A 19542-nucleotide genomic window follows, 5' to 3' on the forward strand; every position below is an offset into this window, starting at 1 on the left:
CACAGCTTATTATTAAGTAGTAATTATTTGTTTCCATACTGAAAATTATGATTGCATGCCCAATTTGTACTCTATAAAATAGCGAAAATCATGTATTTGGCATGCTTTATTTACGAGAGGTTTATTATGTTAAAACGTCATTTGTTACTTGCTAGTGTCCTTGCTGGTACCTTTGCAATTACTGCATGTAGCCAAGAAACACAAGATAAAACGGAAGCTGCTGCTGAGTCTGCTGGTGATGACGCTGCTGCTAACACAGAAGTTGCTACTGCTGAAACCGAAGCCGCTGCTGCTGACGCTGAAGTTGCTGCCCAAAACGCCGGCGCAGAAGTTGCTGAAAGCGCTGAAACAGCTGGTGCTGCTGCGACTGACGCGATAGAAAATACTGGTGAAGCAGTTGTAGTGGGCGCAAATGAAGCCGTTTCTGCTACTGCTGGCGTGGTTGCTGATGGTGCCTCTGCTGTTGAAGAGAAAGCCAGTGAAAACGCAGTAGAAGCAGAACAACAGTACTAATTGATTGCTAAGCAGTTATGATTCATTCAAGTTATTTGATTTTAATAATCGACTTGCATGCATAGCGCTATAATCAATAGCGGTCTTATAAGCCTCGAAATACTAAAAAGCTTTGGTGATGACCAAGGCTTTTTGCGTTTTATGCATTGCTAAAAGTAAAGTATGCAATAGCATCATTCATCAATTAAACCAAAGCTATAACCTCAATACAGTCGGTATGCTCAATAAAACCGCAAGCTTAATCGAGCTTAATAATGTGAGCCTAATAAATAGTCGCTCAACCGCTACGAAGCGTGGGCAAAATTTGCTATAATCTGCGCGTGATAATTGCTAGTAAAAATCCTGCATTTTCCCAACTGTTCTATAGTGCTGCTTGTCGATTTACTTACCTTGCAGCGAGGATGGAACACTTGTAATCACCTAATCGTTATAAGTATTTATTTTAAAATCTAATCAGAGAGCGTTTTATGGCCTTAATATCTTTACGTCAACTTTTGGATCATGCCGCTGAGCACAGCTATGGTGTCCCTGCCTTTAACGTCAATAACTTAGAGCAGATGCGTGCCATCATGATGGCGGCCGACGCTTGTGATTCACCTGTCATCGTGCAAGCCAGTGCGGGCGCGCGTAGTTATGCAGGGTCTGCGTTTTTACGTCATCTGATTATTGCTGCGATTGAAGAGTGGCCACATATTCCGGTGGTGATGCATCAAGACCATGGCATGTCACCTGCTATTTGCCAGCGCTCAATTCAGCTTGGTTTTTCATCGGTGATGATGGATGGCTCGCTCGGTGAAGATGGAAAAACGCCTATGGATTATGATTATAATGCCAGCGTGACCCGCAAAGTGGTGAAAATGGCCCACGCGTGCGGCGTTTCTGTCGAAGGTGAAATTGGTTGCTTAGGTAGCCTTGAGACCGGCATGGCAGGTGAAGAAGACGGCTCAGGTGCAGAAGGTGTGCTTGATCACGAGCAGCTATTGACCAGTGCTGATGAAGCCGAGCAGTTTGTCAAAGACACCAATGTCGATGCGCTAGCGATTGCTATTGGCACCAGTCATGGCGCGTATAAATTTACCCGTCCACCGACAGGCGACATCTTATCGATTGAGCGCGTCAAAGAGATTCATGCGCGTATCCCGAATACCCATTTGGTCATGCATGGTTCGTCATCAGTGCCGCAAGAATGGCTAAAAGTTATTAATGAAAACGGCGGTGATATCGGGGAAACTTATGGTGTGCCAGTTGAGCAAATCGTTGAAGCGATTAAACATGGCGTCCGTAAAGTCAATATCGATACCGATTTACGTTTGGCATCAACGGGCGCTATCCGTAAATTCTTGGCAGAAAACCCTAGCGAATTTGATCCACGTAAATATTTTAAAGCCTCTATGGTTGCGATGTCAGATATTTGTACCAATCGTTTTGAAGCCTTTGGTTCAGCGGGTCAGGCGCATAAAATTCGTCCAATCAGCCTTGAAGGTATGGTCGATTTTTATAAATAAGTGTGGCCAAAAAAGCATGCTCATTGAGCCATAACAGCCGCTTATTTTTAGCGCAAATGCTATAAGCAGTTTTTATAGTCAAATCTTATAAAAGGTGGTGGATAATGATTGGATTGATTACGGGGCAGGTGCAATATTTGATGGCGCCCACTGCCTGTGTCATGACTGCCTCTGGCGTAGGCTACGATATAGAGCTGCCGCTGCCGTCATTTTGTCAGTTGCGTCTTAACGAGCAGGCGAGCATTTGGACGCATTTTCACGTGCGTGAAGATGCGCAGCTGCTTTTTGGTTTTATCGATCGTAAAGAGCGCGATGTCTTTCGCCAATTGATTAAAATCAATGGCGTTGGGGCAAAAATGGCGCTGGCGATGCTGTCTGCGATGTCAGCGGCTGAGCTAAAAATGCACGTCGAGCAAGAGTCTGAGACGGCATTAACGCGTATTCCGGGTATTGGTAAAAAGACCGCACAGCGTTTATTGATTGAGCTAAAAGATAAGCTGAAAAATATCGAAGTGGATAATAGCAGTTTAGAATTTGCGCTTCAGCCTGCGCCTATGTCTGCTGAAGGCAGTATCATCGCTGAGGTCGAGGGCGCGTTGATTAGCTTGGGCTATAAAGAACGAGAAGCGCAGCAAGCTATTAAAGCAGCGAAAAGTAATGGTGATACCTTTGCCGATACGCAAAGCTTGTTAAAAGCCACTCTGCAACAGCTCTCTGGCTTTTAATTATTTAAACTATAAGTAATTATGTTAAATTTTAAACAGATAAGCGACATTGATTGTCGCTTATTTTCGTTTTAGGCTGTGTTTTATTGACTACCTGCTTTATGATGTTTTGCATGACTTATGCGCAGCGTTTGGTTATGCTGTTTATGATTTAGTCTTTTAAAAATAATGATTTTAGTAAAATGATAAAACCTATGATGCAAGATCGTTTGATTAATCCGTTAGAAGGGGCAGGTGATGCGCCTGACTCTAATATTCGACCGGCATTATTGGCTGAATATATCGGTCAGCCGGTGGTGCGTGAACAGATGGAAGTGTTTATTGGCGCGGCACGTGGTCGCGACGAGGCATTAGATCATACTTTGATTTTTGGTCCGCCGGGGCTTGGTAAAACCACACTTGCTAATATCATCGCTCGTGAAATGGGTGGTAATCTGCGTTCTACCTCAGGGCCTGTACTTGAACGCGCTGGGGATTTGGCCGCCATGCTGACCAATTTAGAAGCGGGCGATGTGCTCTTTATCGATGAGATTCATCGTCTAAGTCCGGTCATTGAAGAAATTCTTTATCCAGCAATGGAAGATTTTCAGCTCGATATTATGATTGGCGAAGGTCCGGCGGCACGTTCTATCAAGCTAGATTTACCGCCGTTTACTTTGGTGGCAGCAACCACACGCGCTGGACTACTGACCTCACCACTGCGAGATCGTTTTGGGATTGTGCAGCGTTTAGAATTTTATAATATTGCTGATTTGACAACAATTGTTAGCCGTGCGGCGCGTTTGATGCGGGTACCGATGAGTGAAGATGGCGCGGTAGAGATTGCGCGCCGTTCGCGTGGGACGCCAAGGATTGCCAATCGTCTATTACGCCGTGTTCGCGATTATGCGCAAGTTAGAGGAGATGGCAGTATCAATGGCGCGATAGCGGGTAGTGCGCTTGATATGCTTGCCGTAGATAGACGCGGGCTTGATCATTTGGACAGACGCTATATAGAGATATTACACGAGCGTTTCGATGGTGGTCCTGCAGGCGTTGAAGCAATAGCAGCAGCAATGGCCGAAGATCGCGGTACGCTTGAAGATGTGATTGAGCCATATTTAATACAGCAAGGTTATGTGCTGCGTACGGCGCGTGGTCGGGTATTGACACAAATGGCGATTGACCAGATGTTGTAGGATAGTCAGTTCAAAACGCACGAAGCGTGTCTTTAATTGCACGGTGCGGGTATCAATTGTCCTCGCTTGCTTTTTGCTGTGCACGCTAGAGGCTTCAAAAAATTGATATCTGCAGTCACGCATTTACTTCAAAATGAATGAACCATATTAAAACTATAAAAGCGTTTACCTTTAATCACACAATTAAAGGTAAACGCTTTTTCATACTGCAGTTTTTTTAAAATTAAGCTTTAGGTAAGGCTTCAGGCCATATTTTCCCAGGATTTAAAATGTTTTTGGGATCAAAGGCAGATTTAATCGCTTGCATCAGCAATAAGGCATTACCATGCTCTTGCTCCATATATTTTTGCTTACCTTGTCCAATACCGTGCTCACCGGTACAAGTACCATCCATCTCAATCGCACGCGAGGCAAGGCGGCTGATAATACCGTCAGCGGTAGCGACTTCTTCAGGGTTGTTGGTATCGACCAATAAAAGAACATGAAAATTACCATCGCCGACGTGACCGACGATAGGTCCAATCATACCCGATGCTTCGATGTCTTTTGCCGTAGCGCTGACACATTCTGCCAAGCGTGAAATGGGCACGCAGGCATCAGTCGATAGAGCGCTGGCTTCAGGTCGTAGGGCAGAGCTAGCGTGATAGGCGTTATGGCGCGCTTGCCACAGACGTTTACGCTCGGCTTCGTTGGTATCCCAAGCAAAATCTGTACCGCCGAACTCTTCGATGATGTCGGTAAAAATTTGCGCTTGCTCGGCGACGCTGGCTTCTGTGCCATGAAATTCTACAAATAGCGTAGGCGTTTCTGTTAAATTCAAATTGGCATATTGGTTACAAGCTTTGATTTGCATCGCGTCAAGCAGCTCGATACGGGCAATTGGCAAGCACATTTGAATAGTCAACATCACCGCCTGACAAGCATCCTCAATCGTTGGAAAATGACAAATACCACTACTAATACACTCGCTAATACCAAATAGTTTAAGCGTAATCTCGGTTACAATGCCAAGTGTCCCCTCAGAGCCTATCATTAAGCGCGTCAAGTCATAACCAGCGGCCGACTTTTTGGCGCGAGTACCTGTGCGCACAATATCACCACTCGCGGTCACCACTTCAAGGGCGAGTACCACATCTTTCATGGAGCCATAACGGACGGCATTGGTGCCTGAAGCACGGGTCGCGACCATACCGCCGATACTGGCATTGGCACCGGGGTCTATTGGAAAAAATAGTCCGGTATCACGTAAATAATGATTGAGCTGCTCGCGCGTGACCCCAGGTTGTACCGTTACCGTCAAATCTTCATTATTAACCTGTAATATCGCATCCATGGCATGCATATCGATACATAGCCCGCCATAGGGCGCATTTAATTGACCTTCTAAGGATGAGCCAATACCAAAGGCGATGACTGGCATCTGATGCTGATTGCAAATCTCAACCGCAGCAGCAACCTCGTGTTTATCCTGCACGGTCAATACCGCGTCGGGTGGCTGGTTAGTAAGCCAGGTCATGGTATGACCATGCTGTTCACGTACAGTGGTATTGGTGCTAAGTTGTTTGCCAAAGCGTGTTTGCAAAGCGGCAATAGCGTCACTATGGTCTGATTTAATTAAATCATGAGATTTGGAAGGCGATATAGATGATATGGTCGACATAGGTAAATTCTCCATATAAGACGTATATTTACTGGGTAAACGACATGCTAAATAAGATAAAAAGTTAAGCTCTAATACATTTTAATTGTCGTTAGAGGGCAATTAAAATGCATTAGAGCTTATTCAAGTGCGATTTTTTGATAATGATTAACGGATATTTTTTCGTTAAAAATTAATAACCTAAGCTAAAACCCGCCAAATAACGACGATGATAGCCAATAAGTAAAAAATAGGCGCAAACCAACCAACTTGGGTGGCGATAGCAATAAACACCGCAAAACCTGATAGTGCTAACCAATCTCGGCGACGGTCGTTTAACATATCGGCGCGAATTTGCTGGATTTCTCGTAGCTGACTGTCTTGGCGCGAGCCTTGTGAAGCAAGACTTTGCAATCCTTGATCTAGTAGCTTAGGAATATCCGTCGTTGATAATAAAATCTCTGGCAACTGCTGACGCAGATGTTGTAAATTACGCATCGGATCGAGTTGCTCTTTAATCCAGCCACTTAAAATGGGCTTAGCAAGTGACCAAATATCCAGCTCAGGATATAAATCGCGACCAAGTCCCTCGACATGCACCAAGGTTTTCAGCAGCAGCATCAATTGAGGCGGGATACTCATATGATGGCGTCGCGCGATATCCAGAATTTGCATTAAAACACCAGCAAAATCGATATCGTTAATGGATTTTTGCAGCATCGGACCGACAGTGCGTTTCATATCGCGCATGAGCGCATGCTTATCGGTATTGGGCGGTATCCACCCAGCACGGCTGACGATATCAACCATCGCCGTAAAGTTATTACTCATCACCGCCAACAGCATGCGCGCGACGATAAGTTGGTCGTCTTTTGACAGCGTACCCATGATGGCGCAATCAAGCCCGATATAGCGTGGCTCATGACCTAGGTCAACCGCTGTCATATCTGCAGTGAGCGTTTTAACTGGCGGCGTTTCTACAAAGACATTACCCGGATGCATATCGGCATGAAAAAAGTTATCGCGAAATACTTGGGTAAAAAATATCGTTAAGCCTTTTTCTGCCAGTGCTGCAAGGTCATAACCAAGCTTATCAAACACCTCAACTTGCGAGATAGGAACGCCTTGAATACGCTCCATGACCATGACGTTTTTGGCAGCGTCATAAACTTCAGGCACATACATCAGTGCAGAACTCAAGAAGTTATTGCGCATCTGCGTCGTATTGTCCGCCTCCAAGGTTAAATCCAATTCATTAAGCATCACTTGGCGATAGTCTTCGACAATATCAACAATGTGAATCGCGCGCGCCGCTTCGATACGCGCCGATGCCCAATTAGCAAGCTCACGCAGTAGCTCAAAGTCTGCAACGATAGTGGTGCGAATATCAGGGCGAACCACTTTCACTACTACCTCACGACCATCGTGCAGAGCCGCCGTATGTACTTGAGCGATAGAGGCTGCTGCTAATGGTTTAAAATCAAAGCGGGTAAATAGCGCTTCGATAGATTGACCCAAACCATGTTTTGGGTCTTGGATTTGGGCAATGGCAACATCAGAGTCAAAAGGCTTGACCTTGTCTTGTAGCTGCACCAATTGCTCGATAATCTCAGGCGGCACCAAATCGCGACGCGTCGAGAGCAGTTGTCCCAGTTTTAAAAACAGCGTACCCATATCTTCAAGCGCGTATTTAATGGCATTAGGCTGATGTCTTTTACCCCAAGCTGCCGGATGCAAGCGAATTAAACGCGCTAACGGTTGTAGCTGCGGCGCTTCTTCGACAGAAAGGTGGGTATCAATGCGATAAGCGGCGGCAATACGCCAAAGTTCAAGCAAGCGGGCGCGATGGGATAGTAGCATGAGATAGGGTTACTCTAAAAAGTCGAAAATAGGGCAGAGTCTATGCCTATGTGTGATGAACGTTTAGACAGTCATAGACTCTATTTATTATTATCTATGATTGGTTAAACGTGCTTGCTCATCTTTGATAGCGGCAAGCTTGGCTTCTTCGCGTTCGATATCCGCACGCAGTTTTAATAACTGCTGCTTTAGATCATTGACTTCGGCGGCTTCCATCGGGTCAGGAGTAACATTACCCGCTACGTCATTGGCCCAGTCGCTGACATCGTTAAAGGCGCGTTTGGCACTATGACGCCAGCTGCCTTTTAGTTGCGATATCAGCAAATGTAACTGACTGGCCATCGGTTTCCCAATAAACGGCTCAAGCTGGCCGGCGACATCAGGGTCAAAACCTGCAATCAGCTGCTTAAGTTGCATGAGCACTTTGTAGTCACCAGCAATCGGTAAGTTGCCTTCTGTGCCGCGCATCAGGTTCAGCAGCTGCGCTGGATTATCAACGGTAATGGTGCAATCTGTTCGACTATGGCCAAGTCGCGAACGCTCTAGGCTGGCCTGTTGGCGCTCATTCATACTGCCGCTTGGTTCAAACACGCTCTCTGTCATGACGGGCTCAAAGCGCAAACGCTCTTCGGTAAATAAAACGTCTAGATTAATCTCAGGCATGCCCATATTTAGACGCAGCACTTTGCCCGCAAGCGGCGCTAACCCAGCTTTGGTAATCTCATCGCTGGCAATGGCGATATTAATCAGCTTTTCGGCACCTGCCAAAAGTAAAACAGTCAGCATAAGGCCCTCACAATGTTTGGTTGAGCGCCATAAGCGCGGCGCATATTTCAATATTGGCTGTTATAACAATGTAAACGCCTGCTCAACGACAGACGTTTTTGTATTATAAAAAGCGTGTTTATCTAAGCAGCTTTTGAAAAGCGCTAAAGCTATTCTTTTTCTAAAACTGTGCTTTTCTAAAACTGTGATTTTTTAAAACTAAGCTTTAAAGCCGCGATGCACTGCAACGATACCAGCGGTCAAGTTATGATAATCACAATTCTCAAAGCCTGCTTGCTGCATCATCTGCTTAAGTGTTTGCTGATCAGGGTGCATACGAATTGATTCTGCCAGATACTGATAGCTCTCAGAGTCATTGGCAACCAACTTACCCATAATCGGCAACGCCGTAAATGAATACAAATCATAAGCTTTAGATAATGGCTCAAACACAGGTTTTGAGAATTCTAAAATCAATAAACGACCGCCTGGCTTGAGGACGCGATACATAGATTTTAGCGCCGCATCTTTGTCTGTGACGTTACGCAGACCAAAGCTGATAGTCACCAAATCAAAGCTTTCATCATCAAATGGCGCCAAAGTTTCAGCGTTTGCTAAGACGAAATCAACGTTATTACAGCCGGCATTGATGAGGCGTTCGCGGCCAACTTCTAGCATCGCTGCATTGATATCTGATAATACCACATGGCCGTTGCGACCCACTTCACGGCTAAATACTTTGGCCAAATCACCCGTGCCACCAGCGATGTCAAGCACCTGCTGTCCCGCACGCACGCCTGATAAGCTGATCGCATAACGCTTCCATAAGCGATGAATACCAAACGACATTAAGTCATTCATGATGTCGTATTTTTTGGCAACTGAGGTAAAAACATCAGCAACGCGTGCTTGTTTTTCTGCTTTATTAACCGTTTTATAGCCAAAATGCGTTTGCTCATTACCATCGGTATCAGGCGTATGTGGATTATTGATGTCATCACGTTGGTTAAAAAGCGTTTGCTTGGCCATTTGTGCGTGCGCAGCAGTAGGATTGGCGCTGTTATTTATGGTATTTGGCATAGTCGTTTGTTGACCTTGTGGGGTTCCGGTTGGTAAGTCTTGCACTTGGGTGAAGTCATTATTATCGCTGCTATCGGCTGCAGCATTGGCATTCAGCGTCGTACTAGCGCTTTGGTTTTGACGCGCTTTTACTTGCGCGGTGATGCTTTGATTGTGAGCAATACTGTCTTTAACCAATTTATCTTGCAGATGACCATGAGAAGTAGGGTTATCAGTATGGGATTGATCGGCTTGGCTAGGGTTGTTATTTGAGTTATCAGTCATACGATTATCCTATTATTTGTTTTTATGATGGCGTATTTAAGCGTTGTTTGCATAGGGTTTAAACACCGATTGCATACGGTTTAAACCCTATTTAAGCACTATAGCGGTCAGTTAGCCACGGGCATTATTGACCCTATCATACACCAAACGCTACTGCCTTACCGCCATTATTGGTGTCATGAACTTCGTCAATAATCTCAAGCTCGCGCTCACAAAACGGTTCAATAAAGCTGCTGACACTTTTTAGCGGTTTCATCGCTTTAAAGCCTGAATCGATAAAGTCGTAAAGCGGCTGGAAGTTATGGCGATAAGCCGTGCCTTTTGCGAGACCAAAGGCTTTTTTGAGCATAAATGAATTCAAATCTTTATCAGTACGGTAGCAGACCTCTTTTAGATTGTTAATCTGCACGCGGCGCTCATTGGCTTCATCGACTGCGCGGTAAGCGGCAAGCATATTTTCTTCATTGACTGCTAAATCTTGCGCAACCAACCACTCGGCCAAATGTAAATCCAGCTCAATGGCCAAGATAGACGCTTGAATGCCCATGCTGCCCGCTTCTAAAGAAGCCTCTTTGGCAAGGCGTTCAAGTTTTTTGGCTTTGGGTAAGATACGATCTAACTGCTCTGCCAATACTTTAAATTCATCACCACCGTATAGCTGCGTTAAAAAATACTCTGCCATCGGTTTGTTTTTTGGTTGTTCAAACAGCGCGCTATGGGTACGCTTAATACGTGCCTGTTGCCATGTTTGCACTTCTTTGAGCTTGGTATTTAAGGCAGCATCTTTATGGTGTGGCAACGCCCAAAAACGGTTTAAGTGCTGTTGTAAATTGGCTAACGCAGACATGGCAGGTAATCCTATAAAAAGTAAAAATGGCAATAAAATTGCTAATAAAAGATTAGAAATGATACTAAATTCTTATCTTTGTGGGCAGCTATTAAAGCATGCGCGCAAGATTTTGTTCACCTTAAAAGAAAATACCACAGAATACAAATGTCAAACTGTTACATAGCAGGGTTATTTACTGGTTTTACGCAATGCTATGATTCACTATATAAATAAGACAGCTTATAAAAACTATAAATAAGAGATGTATAAAAATTATCTAATAATAAAGCGAGTATGGACATGAGCAAAAAAAATAAATCGACTGAAAGCCAAGCGCCAGAAGCGGTAAGTGACCAGTTTAGTAAGCAAGTCGTCGAGCAGCGTTTGACGCCCAATCCGTTAAATATCTTTGCTATGGACAAAGATACATTGCGCTTGGCGTTAGTCACCGCTCAGTTTGCCCTACGCGCCACGCGGCAGCAAACACCGCCGACTACCAATAAACCAACTGGGCTCTTGGTGTTGGTCAACGGCATGGAGCAAGCGGGCAAGGGCACCGCAGTCACCCAGCTGCGGCAATGGGTTGACCCGCGCTTACTCAAGGTTGAGGCGACTATCGGAGATTGTCCCTTAGAGCATCAGCCGATTTGGCAGGCGCATACCAAAGCGCTGCCACGTCATGGCGATGTGATGGTGTATTTTGGCAACTGGTATGCCGACTTACTCTATAACGTCATGCGCATGGCGACCTTAGATGACAATGAAGATGATGACGATAAGGTGAAAAAAAGTGAAGATAAGAATAATAAGACGCTGAAAAATAACGCCTTGCCTATTGGCCAATGGCAAGACTATCTAAAGCAAGAACTCACCAAACTACAAGCCTTTGAACAAGACCTTGCTGCTAACCAAACCAAGTTGCTTAAATGTTGGTTTCATGTCGATATCGAAACCTTGCAGGCGCGGCTAAATGACGATGAAGCTGATCCAGAGTTTTTATATCAAATCGATTGGAAAAGTAAACAGGTCGTCGATACTTTTAATAAGGTAGCAACCGCGCTATTACGCCAGCAGAATGACTGGATTATTATCAATGGTGATGATAAATCAGAGGCTGCCACTCATTTTTGTCATGAAGTATTGCAAGCGATGCAAACCGCGCTCGAAAGCAGTAAAGCAGAAAGCGGTAAAGCAGAAAGTCAGAATATAAAAGAAGCAGCAAAATTCGAGCTTGTAGCAATCCCTAAAATTTTGATAGAGGTTGACGATACCGAGATAGATAAATCTGACTATCATAAAGCGCTTGCCGATAAGCAAGCACACCTTGCCAAATTGCTACGGGCGCTTCAGGGTCGGCACGTGGTCTTTGCCTTTGAAGGGATGGACGCCGCTGGCAAAGGCGGCGCGATCAAAAGGCTGGTTGCGCCACTCGATCCGCGCGAATATCAGATTTATAATATTGGCGCACCGATGCTATATGAATTGCAGCATCCTTATTTATGGCGTTTTTGGACCAAGCTGCCCAATGAGCAAATCGATCGTATCAGCCGTATCGCCATCTTTGATCGTACGTGGTATGGGCGCGTATTGGTCGAACGTATCGAGGGCTTTGCGACTGACGCAGAATGGCAGCGCGCTTATGACGAAATCAATCGTTTTGAAGCAGATTTGGTCGCTGCTGGCACGGTAGTTATCAAATATTGGCTCGCTATTGATAAAGGGGAGCAACTCAAACGCTTTGAGGCGCGCGAAGAGACGCCGCATAAACAGTTTAAACTGACCGATGATGATTGGCGTAATCGTGATAAATGGGTGGATTATGTGCAATCGGCAGCTGATATGTTGGCACGTACCAATACCAAGGATGCACCTTGGGCAATCATCGCGACTAATGAAAAGCGTCAAGCGCGCCTAGAGGTATTAGACCACGCTATTAAACAGCTATCCGCGGCATTGTCTATCACTGCTGATACTAAATAAATGGATGATAAGTGATGGCTCGTATTGAATAGTAATAGTGATAAAGGCTTTATACGAGTTTAAAAGTTAATATTATTTTTTATTTGAAGTCTTAGGAAAAATTAACAACATTTTTCTACTAAATAAGCAGCTTTTTTGAGTGATATATTCAAAGTTACAAATCTCGTAATATCATCATGCAATCTGTGTCTATATTTAATATAATAGGCGCGTAACAACTTCTGCCTGCTCACAAAATAGCTGCACAGTCAGAGATGGTATTTATCCTATAAATATTTTAATTATTAACAACAGATTTTTTATAACCAACGCTATCACTATAAAACCTAAGCCGCAAGCTGCTGTAATCGGACGATTTGGCAAGACTACTTGCGGCTTTATGGCATTTTGTGGCTTAGGTTTTTCGCTGATAGGTGGGCAAGCTTGCGCGTAAATATTTACAAGCACGCAGAACTATCAGGACAATATAGAGCGCAGTAGATAGTAACTTTTTATAACCCTATTTTCAAATTCGTACATTCAAAACAGTATTTCGAGAAACATATTCAAAACAGTATGACAAAACCACGTTGCGGACACGCTATCATGATGTTGGGTGGTGAAAACGACACCATCAATAGCGCCGCAATGACATCAATCACCTATAATTTCAATCAGCTTACGCAGGACGTATCAACGTATGGGTATTAGCAGCAGTTCTACAGGACCAACCAAAGCAGTCGGTTCTATGAGAATCAATCTATTTTTTGCCATTTTACTGATTGCGATGACCGCTTACTTTTTATGGTGGGGTCTAGATTACACCATGCATCAGCAGACGACGCTATTTATCGTAGCGACGGCTTTTGGTGTCTTTATGGCATTTAATATCGGCGGTAACGACGTCGCCAACTCCTTCGGTACTTCGGTGGGCGCAGGGACATTGACGATTCCGCAAGCTTTGGGTATCGCCGCGATATTTGAAGTGTCGGGCGCGGTGCTGGCGGGCGGTGAAGTTACCGATACCATCCGCAGCGGCATCGTTGACTTAGATGGTTTATCGGTTTCGCCCAATCAGTTTATTTATGTCATGCTCTCAGCGCTTATCGCGGCGGCATTTTGGCTGTTGTTTGCCACCAAAAAAGGTCTGCCTGTTTCGACCACCCATGCCATTATTGGCGGCGTCGTTGGTAGCTCTATTGTACTCGGTATCTCTTTAGGTGGTACCGACATGGCACTATCGACCGTCGATTGGGGTACGATTGGAACAATTGCTATCTCTTGGGTCATCTCACCCGTGTTAGGCGGCGTATTTTCTTACCTTTTATATGGTCAAATTAAGAAAAAAATCATTGAATATAATGATCGAACCGAAGCGCATATTGCGACGCTAAAAGACGATAAAAAAACCGTCAAGCAAAATCATAAAGAGTATCTAGAAAGTCTAACCGAGTCAGAGCAATTGGCGTATACCTCAGCGATGCTGCGCGATCAAGAAATCTATAAAGATGATGATTGTGACATCGAGGATTTAGAAACCGATTATTACAAACAGCTTTATAAGATTGAGCACGAACGTAGCAACCTTGATACCCTAAAAGCCCTTAAACAATGGGTACCGCTCATCGCTGGCGCAGGCGGCGCGGTCATGACTTCGTTGGTGGTGTTCAAAGGCTTAAAGAACGTCAACAGCAACATGACGACGCTGCAAGGCTTTTTTATCATGGGTATGATAGCGGCGCTGGTATGGCTTGCGACCTTTATTTATACCAAGAGTATCCGCGGTAAGCATAAAGAAGATTTGACCAAAGCGACGTTTATTATGTTTAGCTGGATGCAGGTCTTTACTGCTTCTGCCTTTGCTTTTAGTCATGGTTCAAACGATATTGCCAACGCCGTCGGTCCTTTTGCCGCGATTATGGACGTTATCCGTACCAATAGCATAGCGACCGAAGCGGCTGTACCGCCTGCGGTGATGTTGACCTTTGGTGTGGCGCTCATCGTTGGTCTTTGGTTTATCGGTAAAGAAGTCATTCAAACCGTCGGGACCAATTTGGCAAAAATGCATCCAGCTTCAGGCTTTTCCGCGGAATTGGCTGCAGCTGCCGTCGTTATGGGCGCGTCGACCATGGGTCTGCCCGTATCCAGTACGCATACGCTGGTTGGTGCAGTACTTGGCATCGGTATCGTCAATCGTGATACCAATTGGGCGCTGATGAAACCTATCGGTCTGGCATGGGTAATTACCTTGCCTGCGGCGGCTTCGATGTCGGCTATCAGCTATCTGTTATTAAGTAATATTTTTAAATAAAAGTTTTATCGTTATTTATTATGGTTTTCTATTAATAAATAAAAAACGCTTATCAGCAGCTGCCGATAAGCGTTTTTTTATACAAGTTTGAATGTTTACTCGGTACCAAACTGCTTACGTTTTTTGGCAAAGAAGCGGTCCAATCTGTCCATCGCATCTTCTAAATCATGCAGATTGGGTAAAAACACCAAGCGGAAATGGTCGGGTGCATCCCAGTTAAAGCCGGTCCCTTGTACCATTAAGACGTTTTCTTCTATCAATAAATCCATCATAAACTGCATATCGTCTTTGATAGGATAAACTTCAGGGTCCATCTTTGGAAAGCAATAAAACGCCCCTTGCGGCATGGTGCAAGAAATACCTTTAATGGCATTAAGACGTGAAACGGCCAGTTCGCGCTGCTTTGATAGCCGTCCTGATTTTGAAGTGAGCTCTTTCATACTTTGATAGCCGCCCATTGCTGTTTGAATGGCATATTGACCTTGAACGTTAGAACATAGGCGCATAGACGCCAGCATATCTAAGCCTTCGATAAAGTCGGCAGCATGGTCTTTTTTACCAGAAACCATCATCCAGCCCGCACGGAAACCAGCGATACGGTGCGACTTTGATAAGCCGTTATAAGACAGCACCAGTACATCATCGGTCAAGGTGCTCATCGGCGTATGCGTCATGTCATCATAAAGAATACGGTCATAAATCTCATCGGCCATGATGATTAAATCATGCTCTTTGGCGGCTTCGATAATTTGCAATAATACTTCATCACTATACAGCGCGCCCGTTGGGTTATTGGGGTTGATCACCACAATGCCTTTGGTTTTGGGTGTAATTTTAGACTTAATGTCTTCGATATCAGGATGCCAATTATCCTCTTCATTACAGCGATAGTGCACGGCTGTACCGCCTGCCAAATTGGCCGCTGCTGTCCAAAGCGGGTAGTCGGGCATTGGAACCAGCACCTCATCGCCATCGTTCATGAGTGCTTGCATGGTCATCACAATCAGCTCAGAGACACCATTACCCAAATATACATCGCGCACATCGACAGCCGACAGCAGACCTTTTGATTGATAATATTGCAAGACCGCTTTACGTGCCGCAAAAATCCCTTGCGAGTCCGAGTATCCTGTCGCTTCTGGCAGGTTCATCGCTACATCGCGCAAAATCTCGTGCGGTGCTTCAAGGCCAAACGGCGCAGGGTTGCCAATATTCAGCTTTAAAATACGCTTACCTTCAGCTTCCATTTTATTGGCTGTTTGCAAAAGTGGACCGCGAATGTCATAGCAAACGTTTTGTAATTTATCAGATTTTTTAATTGGATTCATAGAGTGACCACTTATCGGATTGGGTTGTGAATTTGCGGTAGAAGTAGGGGCTACGTTTTGCGGCGTAGGCGTTTCGTTTTTATTATGAGAATTGATAGGTTGATTTGAATTAGAAACGCTATCCATGTCGTTTTGTAAATCGCCACGTAATAAATAGCCTTCACTACATCCTAAGATACGCGCTAGGGTCGGCAGCTTCGATGACACGATGCCATTGGTGCCGCGCTCCCAATTAGAAATCGCACCACGACTCACCTTGGCACCTGCTGCCGTCATCGCCTGCGCCAATTGCTCGGCGGTCATGCCTTTATCGCGGCGCAGTTGTACCAGTCGTTCGGCTTGCGTACTTTGAGGAGCTTGGGAAAATTCGCTATCAGCCATTGTTGTTTAAGCCTTTTATTAAAGATAATCTATTCCTAATGCAAGATATTATTGCATACACTTTATTAATGCAAGCCTAAAGACAGAATTTTTATAAAGTTGATATTTAATGCAAGAATAACTTGCAATCTATCGTGATTTTTCAGCAATGAAAAAATGAGCCAAATGCTCGTTTAATAAAATTACAACTTTACTGATTGAGGCGGCAGCGTAATTTGCTATATTTTATCTTTCTATCTCTAATGTTATTTCTTTAAACCTGAAACTTTACACTGCTAGATTGAGGACTTTTATAGTCACTACCTTGAATAGTCAGACAATCAGCAGCAGATAAAGCCTAGCGTTTTTATAAAAACGTACGATAAATTGGTCAGTAACTGACACACCGCAAATGAGATAACCAATCATTTAATAAGGATAAAAGATGCAAGACAATCAATTAAGCAAAGAAGAAATCAGCCAATTGACCGAAGCGGATTGGAAAGAGCGCCTGACTGCAGATGAGTACCATGTGATGCGTGAGAAGGGCACTGAGCGCCCATTTACCGGCGTCTATAACGATGTCAATGATAAAGGTATCTATCGCTGTAAAGGCTGCGGGGCAAGTTTGTTTGAGTCGGACAATAAGTTTGATGCAGGCTGTGGTTGGCCAAGCTTTGATCAAAGTATCGATAATAGCGCTATCGATGAGCATGAAGATAACTCGCTTGGCATGCGCCGTACCGAAGTGACGTGCAGCAATTGCGGCGCGCATTTGGGACACGTATTCCCCGATGGACCGCGTGAGACCACAGGTATGCGCTACTGCATCAACTCAGTGTCTATCGATTTGGATAAAGCTGAAGAGTAAGTATCAATATAGTCAGTATTTTAGTTAAAGTTAGACTGATAAAAGGAAGTACATGGTGCTTCCTTTTTTCTTATAAGCATGTAAATTTATGATAAAAATAACAAGACAATCAATTTAAGGATGAATATGAGCACTATTTACGATTTTACCGCTGAACGTATGGATGGCACCTCGCAAGCCTTTAGCGATTATAAAGGTAAAGTATTATTAATCGTCAATACCGCCAGTAAATGTGGCTTTACGCCACAGTTTGAAGGGCTCGAGGCGCTGTATCAACAATATAAAGAGCAAGGACTCGTTGTGATTGGCTTTGTGATTGGCTTTCCTTGTAATCAGTTCGGCGCTCAAGACCCGGGGACTAACGAGGAGATTGGGGCGTTTTGCCAAAAGAATTATGGCGTTAGCTTTCCGATGATGGCAAAAGTTGATGTCAACGGTAAGGACGCCCATCCAATTTTTGCTTGGCTAAAAAACCAAAAGAGCGGACTGCTGACAGACGGTATTAAATGGAATTTTACTAAGTTTTTGATTGGACCAGATGGGCAAGTCATTGACCGTTATGCGCCAACCACCAAGCCTGACGCCCTTAAAGCGGACATCGAGCGCGCGCTAGCAGCTAAATAAACGATAAGCTAAAAAAATTTTTGGTTTTATGTAAAATATAAAGCCAATAAAAACAGAGGCTTGTCTGTATATTTGCTAAATTAAGAAAAAATACGCGAGAAAAGAGCAAATAGGGTTTGACAGCCATGTGTAAATCTATATAATACACACCCACAGAGCGAGGCTTTAGTTAGTTCTCTTCTGTTGAAAGTTATTTAAAGGGTGACAGCTTTAAATGTTAAAACTTTCAGGAAATCCTATTTAAAGGATTTCCCTTGCGAAGCTAAAATTGCGGTGCAATTCTTTAACGCTTCTCAGGGTGATTAGCTCAGTTGGTAGAGCGTCTGCCTTACACGCAGAATGTCGGCGGTTCGAATCCGTCATCACCCACCACTTATTAGCAAGTGGGTCTTTTAAAAGATGAAATGCTAAAAACGACCTAAGCAGCGGTAGTTCAGTTGGTTAGAATACCGGCCTGTCACGCCGGGGGTCGCGGGTTCGAGTCCCGTCCGCTGCGCCATATTTAAAACGAATTTAGACTGTTAAGTCTAAGCAAGTTTCGCCTCAAACATTAGCTTGTTTGAGGTTTTTTTGTGTCTGCTCATTTTAAATAGTAGCGGCGTGACTTATATTTCTATTGTATGCTGTGCTAATAGCTAAATTTTACATGGCTATTGTTAATAGGGATAGAAAATAACATGGAATATAACCACATACCTAGAGAGCCGTTAGGCTTTTTTCCAACCCCGCTGGTTGAGCTGAAACGATTGAGTCAAGCCTTGGGCGGCCCCAAAATCTATATGAAAAGAGATGACAATACGGGGCTGGCATTGGGTGGCAATAAAACCCGCAAGCTTGAATTTATCCTCGGTGACGCGCTTGCCAAAGGTGCCGATACCATCATCACTGCGGGCGCGATACAGTCAAACCATTGCCGTCAGACAGCAGCGGCAGCGGCAAGCTTAGGACTGGAGTGTCATTTAGTGTTAGGCGGTGGAGAGCCGGAGCAGGCAAATGGCAATCTCTTGCTAGATAAGCTGTTTGGTTGTCATATCCACTGGGCAGGCAATCATCGCAAAGGCGAGGACATTCCTCGCATCGTTGAACAATTAACCAACCAAGGCAAAAACGTCTACGTGGTGCCGTACGGTGGTTCAAGCGAGCTTGGGGCGTTAGCCTTTGTAGAGGCGTTTAAAGAGCTAGAATCGCAGCGTCAAAGCATGGGTATATCCTTGACCCATATCGTATTTGCCTCAAGCTCTGGCGGCACGCAAGCGGGCTTAATGCTTGGCAATAAAATCTTTAACTCACCTTATCAAATCGTCGGTATTAATATTGATAAAAGCGAAACCGATCAAGTCGCCTTTGATCAATATACGCTAGCGCTTGCTAATAGCACGGCAAAATTAATCAAGACAGATTATAAATTTACCGCGTCAGACTTATTTCTTAACTCTGATTACGTTGGTGAAGGCTATGGCGTAGTGGGTGCATTAGAAAATGAGGCGATTTCTTTAACGGCGCAAACAGAAGGGATATTGGTCGACCCTGTTTATACTGGTCGCGCGATGGGCGGACTTATCGATATGATTCGTAGGGGGAAGATTAAGAAAACCGATAGTGTGTTGTTTTGGCATACTGGCGGTGCGCCAGCTTTATTTGCTTATGCCAACGATTTGGATTTGGCGAAAAAAGCCGTAAGTCAGAAGTTTGATTCCTTACAACAAGAAATTTGACTTATTATTGTTTTAT

15 protein-coding genes and 2 tRNA genes are annotated in these 19542 nt (G+C 44.4%); 11 read left to right on the forward strand and 6 right to left on the reverse strand.

The window, feature by feature from the left end; genetic code table 11:
• Positions 1-126 precede the first annotated feature (126 nt).
• The 4 genes from IQ457_RS10985 to ruvB all read left to right on the forward strand — a co-directional run bounded on the left by IQ457_RS10985 (position 127) and on the right by ruvB (position 3921).
• The gene (locus tag IQ457_RS10985; protein ID WP_200663236.1) at positions 127-513 is read left to right on the forward strand and encodes a hypothetical protein; all 387 of its coding nucleotides are present in this window, start codon (positions 127-129) and stop codon (positions 511-513) included.
• A 467-nt stretch (positions 514-980) separates the two neighbouring features.
• Positions 981-2018: a class II fructose-bisphosphate aldolase gene (gene fba / locus IQ457_RS10990; protein WP_200663238.1), complete on the forward strand. Its 1038-nt coding sequence runs from the start codon at positions 981-983 to the stop codon at positions 2016-2018.
• A 104-nt stretch (positions 2019-2122) separates the two neighbouring features.
• Positions 2123-2743: a Holliday junction branch migration protein RuvA gene (gene ruvA / locus IQ457_RS10995; protein ID WP_068404947.1), complete on the forward strand. Its 621-nt coding sequence runs from the start codon at positions 2123-2125 to the stop codon at positions 2741-2743.
• A 197-nt stretch (positions 2744-2940) separates the two neighbouring features.
• On the forward strand, positions 2941-3921 hold the full coding sequence (gene ruvB, locus IQ457_RS11000; RefSeq protein ID WP_068404994.1) for a Holliday junction branch migration DNA helicase RuvB: 981 nt from the start codon (positions 2941-2943) through the stop codon (positions 3919-3921).
• Positions 3922-4144: 223 nt separating this feature from the next.
• On the opposite strand, the gene IQ457_RS11005 is transcribed toward ruvB, so the two are convergent.
• From IQ457_RS11005 to IQ457_RS11025, 5 genes are all read right to left on the reverse strand, one after another.
• A complete protein-coding gene (locus IQ457_RS11005) occupies positions 4145-5581 on the reverse strand; it encodes an FAD-binding oxidoreductase (protein WP_200663239.1) in 1437 nt (478 codons plus the stop codon).
• 180 nt (positions 5582-5761) lie between these two features.
• Positions 5762-7420: an ABC1 kinase family protein gene (locus IQ457_RS11010; protein WP_200663242.1), complete on the reverse strand. Its 1659-nt coding sequence runs from the start codon at positions 7418-7420 to the stop codon at positions 5762-5764.
• Between the two features lie 90 nt (positions 7421-7510).
• Positions 7511-8206, reverse strand: coding sequence for a ubiquinone biosynthesis accessory factor UbiJ (locus IQ457_RS11015; RefSeq protein WP_200663244.1), 696 nt, complete (start codon positions 8204-8206; stop codon positions 7511-7513).
• 198 nt (positions 8207-8404) lie between these two features.
• Positions 8405-9214, reverse strand: a complete 810-nt coding sequence (gene ubiE, locus IQ457_RS11020) for a bifunctional demethylmenaquinone methyltransferase/2-methoxy-6-polyprenyl-1,4-benzoquinol methylase UbiE (RefSeq protein ID WP_242465429.1) — start codon at positions 9212-9214, stop codon at positions 8405-8407.
• Positions 9215-9665: 451 nt separating this feature from the next.
• A complete protein-coding gene (locus IQ457_RS11025; protein ID WP_200663246.1) occupies positions 9666-10376 on the reverse strand; it encodes an FFLEELY motif protein in 711 nt (236 codons plus the stop codon).
• A gap of 282 nt (positions 10377-10658) precedes the next feature.
• On the opposite strand from IQ457_RS11025, the gene IQ457_RS11030 reads away from it, so the two are divergent.
• Together IQ457_RS11030 and IQ457_RS11035 are read left to right on the forward strand one after the other, a co-directional pair.
• Positions 10659-12338, forward strand: coding sequence for an ATPase (locus IQ457_RS11030; RefSeq protein WP_200663248.1), 1680 nt, complete (start codon positions 10659-10661; stop codon positions 12336-12338).
• 679 nt (positions 12339-13017) lie between these two features.
• Positions 13018-14628, forward strand: a complete 1611-nt coding sequence (locus tag IQ457_RS11035; RefSeq protein ID WP_200663250.1) for an inorganic phosphate transporter — start codon at positions 13018-13020, stop codon at positions 14626-14628.
• 95 nt (positions 14629-14723) lie between these two features.
• Here the strand turns inward: IQ457_RS11035 and IQ457_RS11040 are convergent, their stop codons facing one another.
• Positions 14724-16337 carry an aminotransferase class I/II-fold pyridoxal phosphate-dependent enzyme gene (locus tag IQ457_RS11040; protein ID WP_200663252.1) on the reverse strand — a complete coding sequence of 538 codons (1614 nt, stop codon included), beginning with the start codon at positions 16335-16337 and terminating at the stop codon, positions 14724-14726.
• A gap of 424 nt (positions 16338-16761) precedes the next feature.
• Here IQ457_RS11040 and msrB point away from each other — a divergent pair, with 424 nt between their 5' ends.
• The 5 genes from msrB (at position 16762) to IQ457_RS11065 (ending at position 19526) form a co-directional block, all read left to right on the forward strand.
• Entirely contained in the window at positions 16762-17187 is a 426-nt protein-coding gene (msrB, locus tag IQ457_RS11045) for a peptide-methionine (R)-S-oxide reductase MsrB (protein ID WP_200663254.1), read from the forward strand.
• 126 nt (positions 17188-17313) lie between these two features.
• Positions 17314-17811 (forward strand): glutathione peroxidase, encoded by a 498-nt coding sequence (locus IQ457_RS11050; RefSeq protein ID WP_200663256.1) that lies wholly within the window; start codon positions 17314-17316, stop codon positions 17809-17811.
• Positions 17812-18107: 296 nt separating this feature from the next.
• Positions 18108-18183, forward strand: a tRNA-Val gene (locus IQ457_RS11055).
• Between the two features lie 50 nt (positions 18184-18233).
• Positions 18234-18310 (forward strand) — tRNA-Asp (locus IQ457_RS11060).
• A gap of 178 nt (positions 18311-18488) precedes the next feature.
• Complete coding sequence (locus tag IQ457_RS11065) at positions 18489-19526, forward strand: D-cysteine desulfhydrase family protein (protein ID WP_200663258.1); 1038 nt, start codon at positions 18489-18491, stop codon at positions 19524-19526.
• Positions 19527-19542 lie beyond the last annotated feature (16 nt).

The organism is Psychrobacter sp. M9-54-1, assembly GCF_016613355.1.
Taxonomy (GTDB): Bacteria; Pseudomonadota; Gammaproteobacteria; order Pseudomonadales; family Moraxellaceae; genus Psychrobacter; species Psychrobacter faecalis.

What these genes read in the sequence shown, in the direction of transcription:
- ruvB (WP_068404994.1), top strand. Translation starts at nt 2,941, where the DNA reads ATGCAAGATCGTTTGATTAATCCGTTAGAAGGGGCAGGTGATGCGCCT.
- IQ457_RS11035 (WP_200663250.1), top strand. Translation starts at nt 13,018, where the DNA reads ATGGGTATTAGCAGCAGTTCTACAGGACCAACCAAAGCAGTCGGTTCT.
- msrB (WP_200663254.1), top strand. Translation starts at nt 16,762, where the DNA reads ATGCAAGACAATCAATTAAGCAAAGAAGAAATCAGCCAATTGACCGAA.
- IQ457_RS11050 (WP_200663256.1), top strand. Translation starts at nt 17,314, where the DNA reads ATGAGCACTATTTACGATTTTACCGCTGAACGTATGGATGGCACCTCG.
- ruvA (WP_068404947.1), top strand. Translation starts at nt 2,123, where the DNA reads ATGATTGGATTGATTACGGGGCAGGTGCAATATTTGATGGCGCCCACT.
- IQ457_RS11010 (WP_200663242.1), bottom strand. Translation starts at nt 7,420, where the DNA reads ATGCTACTATCCCATCGCGCCCGCTTGCTTGAACTTTGGCGTATTGCC.
- ubiE (WP_242465429.1), bottom strand. Translation starts at nt 9,214, where the DNA reads ATGGCCAAGCAAACGCTTTTTAACCAACGTGATGACATCAATAATCCA.
- IQ457_RS11005 (WP_200663239.1), bottom strand. Translation starts at nt 5,581, where the DNA reads ATGTCGACCATATCATCTATATCGCCTTCCAAATCTCATGATTTAATT.
- IQ457_RS11015 (WP_200663244.1), bottom strand. Translation starts at nt 8,206, where the DNA reads ATGCTGACTGTTTTACTTTTGGCAGGTGCCGAAAAGCTGATTAATATC.
- IQ457_RS10985 (WP_200663236.1), top strand. Translation starts at nt 127, where the DNA reads ATGTTAAAACGTCATTTGTTACTTGCTAGTGTCCTTGCTGGTACCTTT.
- fba (WP_200663238.1), top strand. Translation starts at nt 981, where the DNA reads ATGGCCTTAATATCTTTACGTCAACTTTTGGATCATGCCGCTGAGCAC.
- IQ457_RS11030 (WP_200663248.1), top strand. Translation starts at nt 10,659, where the DNA reads ATGAGCAAAAAAAATAAATCGACTGAAAGCCAAGCGCCAGAAGCGGTA.
- IQ457_RS11065 (WP_200663258.1), top strand. Translation starts at nt 18,489, where the DNA reads ATGGAATATAACCACATACCTAGAGAGCCGTTAGGCTTTTTTCCAACC.
- IQ457_RS11025 (WP_200663246.1), bottom strand. Translation starts at nt 10,376, where the DNA reads ATGTCTGCGTTAGCCAATTTACAACAGCACTTAAACCGTTTTTGGGCG.
- IQ457_RS11040 (WP_200663252.1), bottom strand. Translation starts at nt 16,337, where the DNA reads ATGGCTGATAGCGAATTTTCCCAAGCTCCTCAAAGTACGCAAGCCGAA.